Origin of the sequence: Vibrio sp. SCSIO 43155, assembly GCF_023716605.1 — a bacterium.
Taxonomy (GTDB): Bacteria; Pseudomonadota; Gammaproteobacteria; order Enterobacterales; family Vibrionaceae; genus Vibrio; species Vibrio harveyi.
The window spans coordinates 227,043-244,636 of the sequence record NZ_CP071852.1 but is presented as its reverse complement, the minus strand read 5'-3'; the positions used below and the strand labels follow the sequence as shown (position 1 = coordinate 244,636).

Below are 17,594 nucleotides of genomic sequence, written 5' to 3'. Positions count from 1 at the left end.
CTGATTAATTAGCTTTCTAGTGAGATCGCAACGTCAAATCCGTGTTCTTTTAGAACTGCGTGTTGTTTTGCCTTATCGATATCAGACGCAACCATTTCTGCACACATTTCTTCTACAGTGATCTCTGGAGTCCAGCCAAGTTTGGCTTTCGCTTTACTTGGGTCACCAAGTAGTGTTTCTACTTCTGCAGGACGGAAGAATCGAGGGTTTACTTTTACAATGACATCACCAACTTTTACTTTTGGTGCCTTTTCTTTATCAATAGCAACCACAGTAGCAATTTCATCAATACCTTCGCCGGAAAACTCAAGCTCGATACCCGCTTCCTTAGCTGACAAACGAACAAACTCGCGTACAGAGATCTGCTTACCAGTAGCAATAACAAAATCTTCGGCCAGTTCTTGTTGAAGCATCATCCATTGCATACGAACGTAATCTTTAGCATGTCCCCAGTCACGCAACGCATCCATGTTACCAAGCTCGAGACAAGATTCCAGACCTTGCGAGATGTTAGCAATAGCACGAGTGATCTTGCGAGTTACAAAGGTTTCCCCACGGCGTGGCGACTCGTGGTTAAACAAAATACCGTTACATGCGTACATACCGTAAGACTCACGATAGTTGACTACAATCCAGTATGCATACATTTTAGCTACAGCGTATGGAGAGCGAGGATAAAAAGGTGTCGTTTCGCGCTGAGGAATTTCACGAACTTCACCATACAATTCTGAAGTTGAGGCTTGATAAAAGCGAGTTTTCTTTTCAAGACCGTTAATACGGATCGCTTCCAGAAGACGCAGAGTGCCCATGCCATCAACATCAGCAACATACTCTGGTGACTCAAAAGAAACCGCAACGTGCGACATTGCCCCTAGATTATAGATTTCATCAGGTTGAATTTCTTTAACCAATCGAATCAAGTTTGAAGAATCCGTTAGGTCGCCATAATGTAACTTAATATTGGCGCCTTCATTTACCAGCGCATCAATACGCTCTGTATTGTATGATGATGCTCGACGAATAAGACCATGAACTTCATAACCTTTTTCAACTAGAAGCTCTGCTAAGTAAGAGCCATCTTGACCAGTGATACCAGTAATTAACGCATTTTTTTTATCTTTCATAATAAAACTCATTTAGTAATTTGCAATAAAGACTTTCGAAGGTTGTCATATTTAACCGCGCTTCCATATTAGCTCTACTTTTGAACCTAATAGCCTTATAGTGCTTATTAGTTTTGAACCAATCAATGGCCGCTGCGACAGCCTCGACATCTGATTTTTCGATAAGAAAACCATCGCTCTTATGTGTAACTAGTTCAGAGATTGCTGTGTCAGAACGAGCAATAACTGGTGTTCCTCTCGCCATTGACTCTGCTGCTACTTGACCAAAAGTTTCAAACTTCGACAAGACGAGAGTAATATGACTTGCATCAATTGCTTCTATAAGTTCCTGATGTCCAACATACCCAAGGTGTGTGTGCCTTATATTTGGAGCTAAAAATTCGCCATGGTCATAGTCTCCAAAACTAATTACTTCAATCATTAGATGGAGGTTAGCTTTAGCGTAAAATTCAATTGACGCAATTGCCTTATCTGTGGATTTGTTTGGGTTTTTCTTTGGACAAAATGAAGGTAGCAATACTTTAAGATTACCATCAGAAATACTTTCTTCTATTGTGTCTTTTTGCGAGAAAAAATCAATTGGCAATGGATTTGGAACAACATAAATATTTTCTCTTTTAATGTCTAGTTTTTCAATAAGCCTTTCTTTAAGGAAATTAGACGGAACTATAAATGAAGTATTGATCGCCGTTTTTAGCATCTTTCTTTTCTTAGCAAGAAAAAAGCCGTCAATATACTCACCGATAAACGAAGGCGTATAATTTAATATGTTAGGAGAAATATGGAAAACGCCATTCAACATCCATTCATCATGAAGATGGATAATTGTTCGCTTATCACCTTGAATGATTCTTTTTAGACCACCCAATGAAATTGTATTATTATTAATCCATTGAATATAAACAAAATCACTATCAGATTCAATCAATTTTCTTTTTATCCATGGCGAACCAAATATATTTAATGACACTTTAACCGGGCTACGAGGATAAATAATTTTTAATAAAAAGAACTCAATCAGACGAAAAGAAAAATTAATCACCCAAGAAACTTTAGGTGGGTTATAAATATCTTCACAAGCATTAGAACTTATGTCCATACAAAAAAACCTAGCATAAGTTAATTTTTTAATTGCTTTGAATATTCTTGTTGCTGCGATTGCAGCTCCCCCTTTGCTTGTAGAGAAGCCGAAAAAATCAATCGAATATTTTCTCATAGGACTCTACTTGTTGGCGAACCAACTTATTATAAGGTAGACGTTCACATGCAGATTTATATGATGAGCAGTTAAGAAGTAAAATATCGAGTTTACTCCTAAAGTCATTCAGATCTCCACAACAAAACACTTCACCGACTTCAAACTTTCTGACAAGATCCTCTGAACAACCTACTTTATTAGAGACAAGAACAGGAGTACCAATTGCCACAGATTCATCAACGACAAGCCCCCAAGGCTCAGACAGTGAAGGTAAGACGAGTACGTCACTAGATGCCATGATACCTTGGGCTCTCTCGTTCGATAAGTAGCCATGAAATATAACATTTTCCGAAGATATTTCTTCTAAATGAGCTCTTTGCGGTCCATCACCAACAATATGAATTTCGATATCATTGATACCCCTTAACCCCTTTAAAAGAAATTTAATATTCTTTTCTTCCGATAAGCGACCAACATAAACCAGTTTAAAATGACTACCTTTAGCGTCAGTAATATCTTTGAAAGTAGATGGTTTATTAATAACACCTACGCCTCCGGATATTATAACTCTTTTCTGATAACCTAATTTTGTGATCAGCTTCTTGTGAGGTAAACCACTTACGATAGCTCCGGTAGTAAGACTAAGAAAAAGCTTTTTTAAACTGTTTTTAAATGTACACCTTTCATCGTACTCATATATAGATGACTCGACAACAACCATTCTATTCTTGAATTTCCGATTTAACAATGCAAGCCAAAACTCAACATAATCCCAACCACCGACTAAAATTACTCTAGCCTTGGTGCGTTGAATTGCACGTAGTAGATTTAATGCCGAAAATAGTTTGTTTCTCCTTTCGTAAGAGCTTTCCTTGTTGAGAATCTCATAATCGAAAAGAACATCATCTAATGCTCCTGTAAAATCACCTTGCCTAATCACTGAACCATCAGAAATGAACAAAGCTTTAACTTTAAATCCCTCTTTCGACAACTCATTATAAAGATTAACTTTATAAAATGAAGGAAGATGTGTTAAGAACAAGTAATCATACATATTTAAAAACCACCAAATTTCTTTTTCTTACTTTAATCACACAAAAAAGTGAAAGAAACAAAACACTTAAAATAAACTTAAATAACCAATAATTGGCTCCCCAAAAGTTTGCGACTAAATATGCGATATTGTTAGTGTAAGGATGAAAAACAAAAAACAACATAGAAAAACTACCACAAAGCGCTAAAAATTGACTAGGAAGTGAAAACTTTCCCTCTAAAATTTCAAATATTGACAAGAGTGCAGTAACCAAAAAAATTGGGAATAAGATAGATACTCCGGCATATACCACTGTTGAACTTCCTATATCAAAGTAAGGGATAGAAGAGTATAAAACACACAGACCAACAAAAGAAATCGATATAGAGAAAGAGAGCCAAGATTTATTTAAACGTAGCTCTCTATATACAAAGCCGAATAATACGAACGGTACTGCAACTAAAACCTTGTCAATCCCAAATAAAGAAGGCAAATAATATTTATAATCTACATAAAAGAACAACATTATAAAAGAAATTAAAGACAACATTAAAATACTGTCAATTCTAATCAGCAAGCAGCGAGAAATTAATTTTGACAAGAATAATATAGGTAAAAACCAAAGCACAAAACCGTAATAAGGAACTGTTGAGTCAAAATTAATATAAATATCGTAAAGCATTGATGATAATTCAGGAAAATCCCGCCTTAGCATCAAACGTTTTAAAAATTCAACAATTAGTCCAAAGATAGAAAAAGCTACAAATGGAATGATTAACTTTACAAAGTCAAGTTTTACATCGCTTAATGTTTTTCTTTTCATAAGAAAACCAGACAAAAAAAAGAATGCTGGTATATGGAACGCATAAATATAGTTATGAAATGGAGTATTAATATGACCTAATACTACTGAAAGAAAAAGAATTACTTTAAGCACGTCTATCGATGATGATCTTTCCATACTTCCTCGCATAGTAAACCATTAAATTTTTAACATAAATGAGCCAGATATAGGTTTTAGTAGCAACTTTATTTTCCATCTTTATGCGACAATATTCGGATAAAACCCCTGGAGTATTATTAGCACCAATACCACCTGACATCCAATTTGCGACAACAACATCTTTAGTAATAACATTTGGAAAATCGTGATATGACCTCAGCAATAGCTCATAGTCCATGGCATATTTGCAAGTTTCTTTGAAATTACCATACTTCTCAAAGTATAAGGTTGACATCAGTAGACCTTGGTGAGGTAGAGACATCATTTTCAACAAACTTTTTTTCTCAAACTTTAAATTAAGTGGAGCAACAGAAAGCGTTTTATTCGTGTCTACACATACAACATTAACTTTTCCACACAAAAGTAAATCTTTTTTATAACATGTAGAATCAGTTAGCACTGAAAATGCATCACAGTCTACAAAAGTATCTCCTGCTCCAATAAAATACACATACCCAGGGATAGTTTGTCTTAAACCTTTGTTAAAAGCATCAGATATTCCATTATCCTTTTCTGATATAAATATATCGATTAAGTCTTTATTTTTTTCAACGATATGTTTTGTATCATCCACACTTCCGCCATCAATAATTATTACTCTGATATTATTATAGTTAATATCCCTAATTGAATTAAGAGTTTTATTTAGATCTATGCCAGCGTTATAAGTAGCACAAATTATATTAATCACATTATCATTTGACATATGAGCTCCATCGAAAAAGAAACATGGACATTTTTAGCTTGAAGTGCGTTGATAAGCTTGGCGACAAAAAATCGAAAAAAACATAAGCACAAAAATAAGAAATTAATGAAGCAAGTGCTGCTCCGACAATACCATGAGTACTTATCAATATTGAGTTTAAGATAACATTAATTATTAAACCAAAAAAATTTCTGTACATAGACAGGGACTGCATCCCTTCAATAACCAACATCTTACTACTAAGTACACCAATAAACACTATTGGTAAAGACAATACATGAATACTAAAAACTTGTGAAGAAATAGCATACTTTTCTCCGATAATACTTACAATGATATATCCACCTAAAAAATATAAAGTAACACTAACGATTAATAAGGAATAAAATCCTACAGATCCAATTATAGATAGAATTTTATTATATTCTATCTTCGATTCCTTATACAAAGAATCGAAGTAAGGAAAGAGAGCATTACAAACAACCATAGGTATTATAAACAATACCTCAGAGAACTTTAGCCCTGCGCTATAGTAGCCAACATACTCCATCCCATTCATATGCGATATCATCAAAGAATCTATTTTCACATAAAGACCAAATACAACATTGGCCACTAAAAGAGGTATTGATTCTTTCAACATCCATTTTATGTACTTTAAAGATACCAGTGATAAATCAAACCTTCGTCCATCGACTAAAAACATCACTGAGAGTATTAGAAAATAAATTATCAGTTCAAATACAAAGACAACACAGAATAGGATTTGATCTAAAATCCCGTAATATATGAGGACTAATTTAATAACAGAAAAACAAATAGCGATTACAGTGCTCGTTAAGCTAATTCTTTTTCCTTTTTCTATAGCTATATTATATAACTCAACAGCACTGAATCCATTAGCAAAGAGAGAGCAAGTCAAAATTACAAACAATATGAAACTTTCGCTCATGAAACCAGACATCATCAATATTAAACTAATCAAAAAAACCAAAACCGACACAGATAGCCTGAGGAAGATCGCATTGACAATAATTTTATCTATTTCCTCTTTTCCTCTGGAAATCTCTCTTAGAATTATATTCTCCAGACCAAAGGAAACAAAGGCGACCAAGATAAAAATAATACTTTGATAATATGCTATTTCACCATACTCTTTAGGAGTAAAGTACTTTATAACATAAATTGATACTAAAAATGACAAGCCCACTTTGGCAAACTTATCACTTAACATCCAGAGAATATTGATAGCTCTATTTTTCATTCTCTATAACTTCCGACCATTCTTTAAATTTAGAACCATTAGAGAAGTAGTTTTCAAAAATAGAATTTGCATCAGTGTAACTATAGAAACCATTAAGTACATTAGGCCAGAATTTATAATCATCTTTGTATATAATTTTCCAAACTTTAATTTTAACTTTCTGGTAACCTAAAGCTCTCAACGCAGCAATTCTATGTTGACCTCCCCAATCAACACACCACTTCCACTCATCTCCATTTATTAAGACGAAAGCCCCTATATCACCATCATTATCAAAGTTTCGGACATATCCATAATATTTAATTGACTCATAAACCTTAATTAATCTTTCTACTTCTAATTGCAGTAGCTCTTCACTAATAGGACCAAAGTTTCGCCAACCATGATTTAAGTCAATTTTTTTCTTTGAATTTGTCACACTATCATGGATAGCACACTCTCTTACATGAACAGCTTTTTGTTCTACATCTAAATCATCCCAAGGAAATATACCAATTGAAGGGTGTGTTTTATTAGTATTGACATTACCTTTAATCCCAAACCATTCACTCAAATTTCTAGGCTGTACCTGACTATAATATTTTCTCATCAAGTCCAAAGCATCTTGTTTATTTTTATTTCTTTCATATGCCTGTAGAGCCAGAACAAATGGGTGTAAGGTATCTTCGGATAAACTGAATCTCTCTAAAGCCCAACCATCATTCATGTCCGCTTCTAAAACAATCTTTCTCTTAAACGTACTTCTGTATAAGAGCTCTTTAGGGTGTATTATTCCTTTCTCTAAAGAAGCACTATACTTTTTCTTTTCAATTAATAGACCTAACTTATCAAAAAAAAATCTTATGAACTTCAACTAATCATTCCTCTAATTGAATTATATGTGCTGTAAAATACAGAAGATGATTTTAATTTTCGTTTTAATCTATTAAAATAATACAAAACTTTTGTATCTATTTTACGACTTAAAATCTGATACCAATATACATGTGCCGATGGAAAGATTTTATTTACGCTATAAGTATTTATATAGACACTAGGATCTGAAGGGAGCAAAAAGGTAAAGTTATTATTCAACATATAACCTTTCAATGTAAATATAGCCAAATCTTTATCTATAATTCCGTTCTTAAAGACCAAATCATAACTCCCAATTTCTTTAGCTAAATTAGATAATCTTGAGTTATATTTATCAGGTATGCTTCTTTTATTTACCAAAGCATAATATAAATGAGAAAAGAAATAATCATCCTTACTCAAAGTTCTCAAATATTGAAACTCACTCACAGAGCCATTATTTAGCAAATGTTCTATCCAACGTTCATCTAAATAACTTTCACCTTTCTCCCTTACATCAAATAAAACCATTTCACCTCCCACCTTTACATGGAAGAAGTTTTTGCTTTCCCAAATAGGGATGCCATTAGCTAACGACATAAATTTTTTCCTATCGTTACATAATATATCGACATCTCCTTTTCCATGCTCAAACCCGTCAATTAACTCTCTAGGATTTCGTAACACTACATATTGAGTTGTTTTATTTAGATAACTGAAAAGCTGCTCAAAAGAATCCCAACCACTCTCTGCAATGGCTTTAGATGTTTCATCTACAAAGAAAGGCTTATTATCGATAATAGAAGATAAAGTTGCTTCATATTTACTCCCAAATATCATTGCACAGTTTTGAACAAACTCATGCTTTGAATCAGAACAATGCACCCCAAAAGCCACATCAGTTTTTTTTCTCAGTTTGGATTTCAAATCAATAATACTGCTATTAACCTTTTTAACGCGCCCTGACGCATCACTCCGATATTCAAACTTTGGATTGATGTCTTTAACTATAAAGAAATGAAATGAATCTTGACCAACCTCTTTGACTTTGTCTGATGTCCCTAGAGCTAGTTCACTATAAAAGCGTAAGAAGTTCTGATGAATAAATTTTTTACTCCATTTTGTTTCACCACAACTAAGCAAATCAAATTTTTTTATGATTTCTTTCTTTGCAAGATCTTTAATGTGACTTGCTTTACTCCAAACAATAAATATATAATATTTTTCAAAATCACGATTTATCATGATAAACTAAACCTCGCCATGAAGAAAAAGAATATAACACTAGCACATTAAATATAATCAAAAATATAAAATTCTGCGTGTTAAACGTAATAAGCAGAGCGAGTGCAATGAAACATCTACCCAAAGTACTTATCTTAACCGAACCATAATTAGGAAACAAAAGAAAGAAAGCAAATATAAACCCCAACAAGCCGACTTGTGATATAAACATAGTGATACCATCTGACCCTGTAGGTTTTGCCAATGAGAAGTAAGTGTTGTATCCGAGTAAATCAATGCCAAAAGGAATAGCTTTTTCAATCTGATTACCCAGTCCATAACCAACTAATGGATTTTCTAAAAACATATTATAGCTTATTAAAAAATCGTAATAACGCGAAAGCAAGGACATAGAACTATCTAAGTCAAACTTGTTTGAGATGTTTGTATATTTGAATAATAAGAATATAAAAAATAAAATAATCACTAAGTATATTGATTTAATAAGATTAAGTCTACTTACGTTCTTTGACAAAAGAATCAATATTATCGAAAGCAACCCAGTGGTAGAGCCAATTAGTAGTGACATTATTATATAAAAGATGGTACTTCTTTTATTTAGTCTCTCGTATAGGAAATCAAAAAGGAATGATATTGTTAAGAAAAAGTGAAATGCTCCTGGCTCCCACCACAACCCATTAATTCGATATACACCATGAGCTATGTGATTATCAAGCACCCCAAATAAAATAAAGTTTTCATGAATTCTTTCATCAATAGAGATGAAGTTGAATAAAGGGCTAGAGAGCTTAAAAAAGATAATTGGATATGTCAGTATTGAAACAAAAGCTATAAACTTGATAATCTTACTATAATGTAATGAAAATACTTCAAATTTAATTATGGAGATTAGCATTATTACGGTTATTGTTTTTATTAACATTAAAATAAATGTTTTAATGTCAAAATCTAAGCTAATTATCGAGACTAACAAAAATAAATATCCAAAAATCAAGACATCTATTCTAATTGGTTTTTTTTCTTTAAAGAAAACAAAAAATACAATTATAAAAGTGAATATGGTAAATATATTTGTTCCAAACATTTCAAAGTACAAAGACTTTGATGATAGAATGATTAGTAAAACTAAAAAAAAATGACTCATAGCGTGGTTATTTTTTATATAGCTTCGGTTGATTGCACCTGATGACATTTTCGTATATTTCTCGATAAATTTCAGAGACTTTTTCGTAAGAGAACCTATTGCATATTGATGCTCGACAAGCTTCTCTACTATATATGTTATCATTTAAAACTTGTAGAACACCTAAAAGTAGATCGTCGGGATCAAATGCTTTGGCAAGATACCCGTTTACTTTATGTATAACAATATCTTTTAGACCCGAGGAGTCATAACATACTACTGGAGTTCCACAACTCAAAGACTCTGAAGCAACTTGACCAAATGATTCCTGCCTAGAAGGAACGATTACACAATCCGCGCTATTATATTCATTTATTAATTCATTTTGACTGTCAACGTACCCTACATGTTTAATATTTACATTGCCGATAAATTCTTCTTCCATAAGAGCTCCTCCAAGAACTCTAATTTCAATACAATGAGGATAGTTATTGGCAATATAGTAGACGTCATCAAAACCTTTATTACTGTCATCGCTACCACCAACCGCAATAAAGAGAAGTACTTTTTTTTCTTTTTCTTTTTCTTTTTCTTTGATAATTCGGTACTTTTTCGTATCTAAGGGGTTACCAACTGTAAAGTGTTTATATTTAGACAACAAATTAGATTTTCTACTAACATTAGTAATCCAATTACTAACCCCAACAATATAAATATCATTTTTTGTATGATAGGAGTGCAGTTTTCTTCTATAGTTAAATTTTGCCAAATCGAAATTAAAAATGTTCGATGAACTTAGCTTCACACAGTTACGACAACCAAATTCCTCCTTAAATAAGGAACAACTTGCGGGAACCAAATGGCAACCTCCGGTATACGCCCAGGCATCATGCAAGGTCCAAACTATAGGCTTTTTAATTTTGCATATCTCTTCAATTGATATCATTCCAGCATTGATCCAATGTAAATGTACGATATCAAAGTCACTATGATTTATGTATTGGATTAATTTGTTATTTTTAATAATTGCACTGGAAAATAACTCATCATTTCTATTTGGGTAAATTAATAGTGGTAATTTATCTAAATAAGGGCGGAATTTTCGAAAAATACTTTTTGAAAGAATAATTGTGTTTTTTTTACCACTTTGAACTAAAAGTTCTGCATGGATATTACTTAAATTCACACTTTCAACGATTCTAACCGCCGCATTTGCAGCGCCACCACCAGAATCATATGTATTAACATGTAATACTTTTATTGTTTTTTTCATAATGAGCTCTCTAACTCAATCACAATAAGAATAATAGCAATATGAAGGCTTTGCTCAGCACTTTTATTTTTGTCTTTTTACGGCAAATCTTATTAAAACAATAGCGATAGCAGTCATAAACCCCAAAAAGGTAATAAATACGCAAAGAATTGCTCTAGCCGGGCTATCTTTTATCTCTGGAACAACAGCAGGGTCAATAACTTTAAACACGAACTCTTCTTGAACTTCAGCTAGCATTAGACTTTTAGTTTGCTCTTCAATTAACTTATAAAATGTGTTTTGCATCTCTGCCACAGAAGTATTACGCAGTTGCGCGTTTAAGTACTTTAAGTTTTGAGACGTTTCAGCGATCGTTCGTTCTCGCATAACTTTATTGATGTCTTCAATTATCCAGTTAACCCATTCCTGAGCCACATAAGGAGAGTAATGTTTAATAGAAATCGTATATAAACCACTTTCTTTATCTTGTTGAATATCCAAGACTTCATTATTAAAAACTTCAAATGCTTCTAGATTACTTGGTTTTGAACCACGTAGACCTTGCGGAGCCCTTAACCACTTCCCAGTAACTGAATCATAAAGCTCTTCATTAAGTATGAGTTTATTGCTTGCAAGATCCCAACCTTTTGCGGCCATTAAAGGTACTAATAAGTCATGCTTGTCTATAAATCCCTCTAAAAATTGGCGGGACTTCATTACTTGCACAGCTAAACCAGTTTGAGATGACTCACCTCCTCCTATGTTTACGCCTGCTAATGCAGCTAAACCTCCCAATTGACCCGCCATTTTAGATAGCCCACCTCCATTTGAACTTTCGGCAGGAGCAAGTAAAGCATCAGCTCTATAGATATTTGGTAAACTTAATGCATATAACACTGAAGAAATTGCGAATACACTAGTAATTGCAACAATTACCCACTTTCCCTTCCATATAGCTTTAAGCAACTCTCTGATGTCAACTTCATTTTCATTGCAATCTGTTTGAGGAGGTATAGGTAAGTAATTTGGATAAAGTTCTTTCTTTGGTTCCATTGATTTTAGATCCTAAACTAGGAGGTAGTGCTCAACACTTAAACTCTGAAGTTGGTTGATTTATATTCTGTCGTGAAATAGATACATCTAATAGGCTGAATTAAGGTGCTTAAAACTTTAAACCCCAGGATAATATTCCTGGGGTTTTTCTTAATTTAATGCATTAATTGCTACACCTGTTTGATAGAGGATCTGCGTTGCTGCTGTCCAAGTGCTTAATGCATCACGGTAGTCAGTATCGATTGGCACAACAATGGTATCGCCCGCTTTTAGCTCTTCATGATTATTACCAAACCAGTAACCTGACGTTGGTTTGTAAACTGAGCCATCTGCGCGTACAACGAAGATACGGTCTTCATCTGCTTGTTTTTTCGCACCGCCGGCTTTGTTCAAGTAATCATCGACATCTAGTTTGTTATCCAGCAGATATGTAATTGGAACTTGAACTTCACCCATGATCGAAACCGTATTGCGGAAGGTCGGTACAAATAGGAAATCACCATCTTCTAACATAAAGTCCGCCGAACGTTCGTCTTTTAGAATGCGATTAAGCTGCACCACCATACGACCAAGGGCTTTGCTGCGACTTGCCTCTTCAACAAACTTCAGTGTCTTATCTGGATCTGAGATCACCGAGCCCATATTACTATCAGCACGGAAGGTTTTCTTCGCCGTTTCTGCTCGCATATCTGCAGCATATTCGTTTAATAGCTTTTGCTCTTGAAGGCGCAAAGCCTCACGAGTGAAGATAGCCCCCTGTGGATGTGCGAATTCGGTTAAACCACCAGCACGTTCTAACAATTCACCTAAGGTCTCACCTTGGCGAACGGTATAAGTACCAGGGAAGCGAACTTCACCTTGCAACGTTACCGTGCTTTGCAATTTGACGTTTGGCTTCTCGAGGATGTTTAAGCGGTCTCTGCCAACAATAATGGCATCGTCAGCGGTAATGCCCTTGATGGCTTGGCGCAAATCAATACGCTCAACATCAATAGAAGCGCGCTCATCTTTACTGTTAATAACCGTACGAGCTAACTCGGCGTTGATGGTAAATGCGTTATAAGTTAAGCCACCAGCAGCCTCGATTAAGGTAGAAATCGTCATACGCGGTGTGATTGGGTAACGCCCAGGGTGTTTTACCTCACCGAAGACTTCGGCAATTTGCGGAGCCAAACCCAAACGCGACTGCTGTTGAAGTTGCAGCAACACAGGCGCTAGCAAGGTTCTTCGTGTGTTTTGCTTTAATGCTTCAAAATCGTCTTTAGTGATTTCTTTACCACGGAACACGATCTTTGGTTGCTTTGAATCTTTTTCTAGTGGCGTCGCAGAAGACACCGCCACTGATGAGCTCATGACTTCTTGCTCTTTCAATTGCTCTTGCTGTGCTTGAAGTTGAGCTTGCTCTAAGGTTTTCGCTTTGGTAACGGTTTCTTGATCCGCTAATGTATCTAAATCTTCATTATTGAAGCGGTTAAACACCAAAACTCGATCGCGAGAGTTCAGCTTCAAGTTATCTTTACTCGTTGGAGAAAGAATCGCATTAGCAAGGTTAACTTGGTAAACCTCGATATCGCGTTGAGGATTAATCTCACGCACAACAATGGCATAGCTTACATCTGCAGTAGAATTAAATGAGGTATCAACGGATTGGAATAAATCTGCAATACGTAGACCGCTTTTCCACTCAATAAAGCCCGGATGGCGTACATCGCCTTCAATTTGTACGTAACGAGTCAGTTCTTCATTTTTCTTAAGCACATTAACCGCATCACCATCTTTGACTTTAGTTTGTTGGTCATGTGACTGGCTAAAGTTCAGCGTTAATGCATCTCGAGCACCTTTTGCAGCGTAACGCTTCACTTCGATTTGATCGCTATATGCGTTAGCCGTAAAGCCACCCGCCATTCGAATGGCTTGTTTATAGGTTTCGCCTGGTTTGATTTCATAGATTGCCGGGCGGTTTACTTCACCATCAATCGAAATTGTGTTACCCAATGCACCGATGAAGACCACGTCTCCTGGTAATAAACGAATGTCGTTACGCGCATCACCTTTAAGTAACAGGTCGTACATATCAAGTTTACGAATAACCTGGCCATTACGCTTAAGTTGCACGTTACGAAGAGCCCCACTCTCGCTAAAGCCACCACTGTAATAAATCGCTTGAGAGATCGTAGTTAGGGCGCTCACCGTATAGGCGCCAGGCTTGTAGGCATCACCCATCACAAAAACTTGCATGGTGCGCATTTCGCCCAACGAAATATCACTACGAACTCCGATCATTTGCTCTTTTACACGCTGATTTAGAGAATCACGCACGTCAGAGAATGTCATCCCTGCCACTTGAACAGGACCAAGAGAAGGGAAATTAATGATACCAGCGCGATTAACACGAAGGCGATGCGTCGTGTTCTCTTTACCAAAAAGTTGAATAACGATTTCATCACCAGCCCCTACCGTGTAGTCAGCCGGAACAGGCACATCACTGATTGGTGCAAACGTCGTAGGTGAACCTGCAAACAAATCTAAACCAAAACGCTTTAGACCTTGCTCGTCTTTTTCGGCATCATTTACCTTTACTTCAGTCGCGCTACTAGTAACCGGACGTTGTTCAACCACTTGAGGGTTTTGGTAACTACTTGGCTGAGAAGAAGCGCCGGATGGAATAGAGATACCATACTTACTCGCCAGTGCTTGTTGCTGGTCAGCAGGTAAGTTCTGAAACATCTGAATTTGTTCTGGGGTTGGAGTCTGCGCATTAGTAAGCGGCGCAAATAGGCTTGCCAGAATGCAAGCACCTATCGAGAAATATCCTTTGAGCATGATAATTCGCTATTTAAAGTCAGGAGTTAAAAATCCTAGCCACAAAACTAGGCGCTAGGTCTTTAATTAAAATCGGTGTTGAAAGCCAAGAGTAAGTGCGTTCAAACGAACCTGATCTTCAGATGTACTGTCAACAAACTCAAAGACAACCGCATTCTGCTTGTCTAAAGCGTAATGCATCCCTAAACCAAAGCTAAAACCTTGATCTTTATTTGAGCCTACATTCTGTTGGTCGATCTGAACGCTCGAATAACCGGCAAGTCCGTAAAGTGCGATACGTTCGGAAACGGGCATGTTCAATTTGATAAAGCCACTCGCGAGGCTGTCTACTGCCAGTCCGCTATCTCGTTGTACAGAGGTTCCGTAACGCGCTTCAAAAGCGAGGTAATCATTGAAGAAGTAACCAGCTTGCGCTTGAAGAAGGAAAGGGTTTCCCTCGGTCACTGAAGAGGAATGATGAAATTCGGCGTTAGAGTAACTGACTAACGCACCAGCATAAAAATCTGCTGAGGCAGAAAATGAGCACAAGCCTAAGCTGATTGCACTCAACGCCCCTAGCCATGGTCGTTTATTAATCACGTAAGTGTTCCTTGGGTGTCGACTGACCGCTGCACATGATGAATGACGCGCGCAGTGAATGTCTGTTAACTTTTGTCAATTTCGTTTGTGCGTTTCCACGCTACCGCCCGGCGGCATTACGCGTTAGCCACTGTTCGCTGATTCCCGATTCATTCGGTTTATTGATATAACTATTCTTTTTAAGCCTCACTTTTGCGACTAGTCGTTCAAAAAAACAGTCTTGATAAACGCTACACAAAAGCTGGCAAATTATGCATGGATTAGCGCAAAACGGCAAGAGGGAGGGACTTCTAAGAGTTCTGTTTATGGTTAGCAAATTCTCACAGATGAGAAACTCATTGTCTATCAGCGACTTAAAACAAGACATACAAAGAGTCGCGTTGCATAAAAATCGTGAACGTTTGCGTGAACTCTGAGGTAACTTCAACTTAAGCACTAGAATACGCATTTTTATTAAATACGATAATCACACCTAAGCACCCCCTATTCTTCCACGATCTTTCTTTAGCGTTAGGTAAATTCGCATAGGAAACTATTTACATGCTGATTGTTTTTTAACTAAAATGAGAAAAGGTGTGTGATAAACAGACCAAACATCGATGTTTTAAAATCTGAAATACAAGGATTAATAATGAAGAACACAGCTCTAGCTATTCTTATGGCTCTAAGCGCATCAACTGCATTTGCAGCGACTGAAGCTGGTACAGCAGGCACAGCAGCAGCATCTGCAACTGGTACAACTGCAGTAGCAGTAGGTGCAGCAGCAGCAGTAACTGTAGTAGCAGTTGCAGCGTCAGACAGCGATTCAACTTCAACGTCTACTTCTACTTCTACTTCAGTAACTAAATAATTTTTTAGTTTTGTAGATATGGAAACAATCGCCCTGATCTATTCAGGGCGATTTTATTTGTAATGAGGGAATGATGAACACCTTTCTATCGCTAAAATGGATGCGCTTACTGATTGCCCTACCTTTACTGAGCTCAATCTTTGGCTGTACACAAAAATTTAATGACGTATCCGCGACAGTCCAAGAAGCTTATGGCAACTACATCGATGTCGAGCTAACTCCAAAAGAAGTTGAAGCGGTTCCTTATGCCAGTGCTTACTTAAAAATTGGTGACCAAAAACAGGTCTTCGTAGTGTTGGCCTTTGCTGAGCACAACCCATTAACTGGCAATACCCAATTAAAGTGGGTAAGTGCGGACAAGGCAATGGTGGTAACAGAAAACGGTCATATCGTTAAAACTATTGGCTTGCAAACCACCAATCTAGCAGGCATTTATGGCAACGTTCCTGCCTACTCAGCGCCCTCTTTACAATATTCTCTTTCTTACGATTGGTCTGACAAATACCGTTATGGGTTCCCAGCTAAAGTCCAACGTTCTCGTCAAGGTAAAGAAACCGTCATCACCCCTATTTCATCTACCACTACTGATGTTTATACAGAGGTTGTAACGTTTACCAGCTTAGAAAAAACTGTAGAGAACCAATACTGGGTAAACGGTAAAGGAGAAGTTGTAAAAACACGTCAACACTTAGGTCCCAATATGGTGCCTGTTGAATTGACGATTCTGAAAGGGTACAGCAAATCATGAATAAGCGACTGCTATCTTTATTAAGCCTAAGTTTAACGGCAACGATTCTGGCGACACCTACTATCGTTCAAGCTCAAAATCACACCCCACCACCGCTCAATATAGAACTTGTCGGAACAGGTAAAGCATTGCAGTTCCAACAAACGGCACGATTAGAGAGCGTACTTAAGCATGCACAAGAACAACAAGTCGCCCTGCAATACCCTTTAGCTGTGACTCTATTTGATAATTCCGAAACAGCAGTGCAAGAAAGTACTGCCTTAAAGAATTCGGTGTTGAACCAAATGATTCAACATAATTTAGTTGCGCACCCATTTTACAAGTTTATCCAACAAAGCCAGTTTGCACCTCGCGTGCTGTCGGCTATTGATGTTGATCGCATCCGTCTGGATAAATTTGATAACCCTCTTTTACAAGGTCAACTTGCGTTAAGTGCACCAAAACGCAAAGAGAAAGTGTTGTATGTGGGTAACTTAGAAAAAGTCTACGCGGTAGAAAACCAAGCGGGTATCGCTCTGCATGAACAGGTCGAGAATCTAGGTTCAAGTGACATTGGTGAGCTCGCCTATCCGCCAATCCTAATTTACCCGGATGGCAAGGTCGTTCACCCTCACCATGGCAGTTGGTTAACCACTCAATATTACTTACCACCACTTACCATGGTGTACATCCCATTTGATAAGTTCGAAACATCACAAATGGATAAAGACATTGTCGCTCTGCTTGCACAACGTAAACCAACCTCATCGAAGAACTAAA

General features: G+C 36.5%; 16 protein-coding genes. 3 read left to right on the top strand and 13 right to left on the bottom strand.

Features of this window, described 5'->3' with window-relative positions:
• Positions 1–8 precede the first annotated feature (8 nt).
• The 13 genes from gmd to J4N44_RS01050 all read right to left on the bottom strand — a co-directional run bounded on the left by gmd (position 9) and on the right by J4N44_RS01050 (position 15,237).
• Positions 9–1,124 (bottom strand): GDP-mannose 4,6-dehydratase, encoded by a 1,116-nt coding sequence (gene gmd / locus J4N44_RS01110; protein WP_074051022.1) that lies wholly within the window; start codon positions 1,122–1,124, stop codon positions 9–11.
• On the bottom strand, positions 1,114–2,340 hold the full coding sequence (locus tag J4N44_RS01105) for a glycosyltransferase family 4 protein (protein WP_252044768.1): 1,227 nt from the start codon (positions 2,338–2,340) through the stop codon (positions 1,114–1,116). Before J4N44_RS01105 ends, gmd begins: the two co-directional genes overlap by 11 nt.
• Complete coding sequence (locus J4N44_RS01100) at positions 2,321–3,376, bottom strand: glycosyltransferase (RefSeq protein WP_074051020.1); 1,056 nt, start codon at positions 3,374–3,376, stop codon at positions 2,321–2,323. The genes J4N44_RS01105 and J4N44_RS01100 overlap by 20 nt, the downstream gene beginning before the upstream one ends.
• On the bottom strand, positions 3,369–4,316 hold the full coding sequence (locus J4N44_RS01095) for an acyltransferase family protein (protein ID WP_074051019.1): 948 nt from the start codon (positions 4,314–4,316) through the stop codon (positions 3,369–3,371). The genes J4N44_RS01100 and J4N44_RS01095 overlap by 8 nt, the downstream gene beginning before the upstream one ends.
• A complete protein-coding gene (locus tag J4N44_RS01090; protein WP_074051018.1) occupies positions 4,285–5,064 on the bottom strand; it encodes a glycosyltransferase in 780 nt (259 codons plus the stop codon). Before J4N44_RS01090 ends, J4N44_RS01095 begins: the two co-directional genes overlap by 32 nt.
• Entirely contained in the window at positions 5,054–6,328 is a 1,275-nt protein-coding gene (locus tag J4N44_RS01085; protein WP_074051017.1) for a flippase, read from the bottom strand. Before J4N44_RS01085 ends, J4N44_RS01090 begins: the two co-directional genes overlap by 11 nt.
• Entirely contained in the window at positions 6,318–7,181 is an 864-nt protein-coding gene (locus J4N44_RS01080) for a hypothetical protein (RefSeq protein ID WP_074051016.1), read from the bottom strand. The genes J4N44_RS01085 and J4N44_RS01080 overlap by 11 nt, the downstream gene beginning before the upstream one ends.
• Positions 7,178–8,407, bottom strand: coding sequence for a hypothetical protein (locus J4N44_RS01075; RefSeq protein ID WP_252044766.1), 1,230 nt, complete (start codon positions 8,405–8,407; stop codon positions 7,178–7,180). Before J4N44_RS01075 ends, J4N44_RS01080 begins: the two co-directional genes overlap by 4 nt.
• Positions 8,394–8,753, bottom strand: a complete 360-nt coding sequence (locus J4N44_RS01070) for a hypothetical protein (RefSeq protein WP_155771785.1) — start codon at positions 8,751–8,753, stop codon at positions 8,394–8,396. Before J4N44_RS01070 ends, J4N44_RS01075 begins: the two co-directional genes overlap by 14 nt.
• An 805-nt stretch (positions 8,754–9,558) precedes the next feature.
• A complete protein-coding gene (locus J4N44_RS01065; RefSeq protein WP_074051012.1) occupies positions 9,559–10,803 on the bottom strand; it encodes a glycosyltransferase in 1,245 nt (414 codons plus the stop codon).
• A 63-nt stretch (positions 10,804–10,866) separates the two neighbouring features.
• Positions 10,867–11,835: a Wzz/FepE/Etk N-terminal domain-containing protein gene (locus tag J4N44_RS01060; protein ID WP_074051011.1), complete on the bottom strand. Its 969-nt coding sequence runs from the start codon at positions 11,833–11,835 to the stop codon at positions 10,867–10,869.
• A 150-nt stretch (positions 11,836–11,985) separates the two neighbouring features.
• Positions 11,986–14,658: an SLBB domain-containing protein gene (locus J4N44_RS01055; protein WP_074051010.1), complete on the bottom strand. Its 2,673-nt coding sequence runs from the start codon at positions 14,656–14,658 to the stop codon at positions 11,986–11,988.
• 66 nt (positions 14,659–14,724) lie between these two features.
• Complete coding sequence (locus tag J4N44_RS01050; RefSeq protein WP_024700418.1) at positions 14,725–15,237, bottom strand: porin family protein; 513 nt, start codon at positions 15,235–15,237, stop codon at positions 14,725–14,727.
• 631 nt (positions 15,238–15,868) lie between these two features.
• Here J4N44_RS01050 and J4N44_RS01045 point away from each other — a divergent pair.
• The 3 genes from J4N44_RS01045 to J4N44_RS01035 all read left to right on the top strand — a co-directional run bounded on the left by J4N44_RS01045 (position 15,869) and on the right by J4N44_RS01035 (position 17,593).
• Positions 15,869–16,087, top strand: a complete 219-nt coding sequence (locus J4N44_RS01045) for a hypothetical protein (RefSeq protein WP_009698932.1) — start codon at positions 15,869–15,871, stop codon at positions 16,085–16,087.
• 73 nt (positions 16,088–16,160) lie between these two features.
• Positions 16,161–16,835 carry a YjbF family lipoprotein gene (locus tag J4N44_RS01040; protein WP_074051009.1) on the top strand — a complete coding sequence of 225 codons (675 nt, stop codon included), beginning with the start codon at positions 16,161–16,163 and terminating at the stop codon, positions 16,833–16,835.
• Positions 16,832–17,593 carry a capsule biosynthesis GfcC family protein gene (locus tag J4N44_RS01035; RefSeq protein ID WP_074051008.1) on the top strand — a complete coding sequence of 254 codons (762 nt, stop codon included), beginning with the start codon at positions 16,832–16,834 and terminating at the stop codon, positions 17,591–17,593. Before J4N44_RS01040 ends, J4N44_RS01035 begins: the two co-directional genes overlap by 4 nt.
• Position 17,594 lies beyond the last annotated feature (1 nt).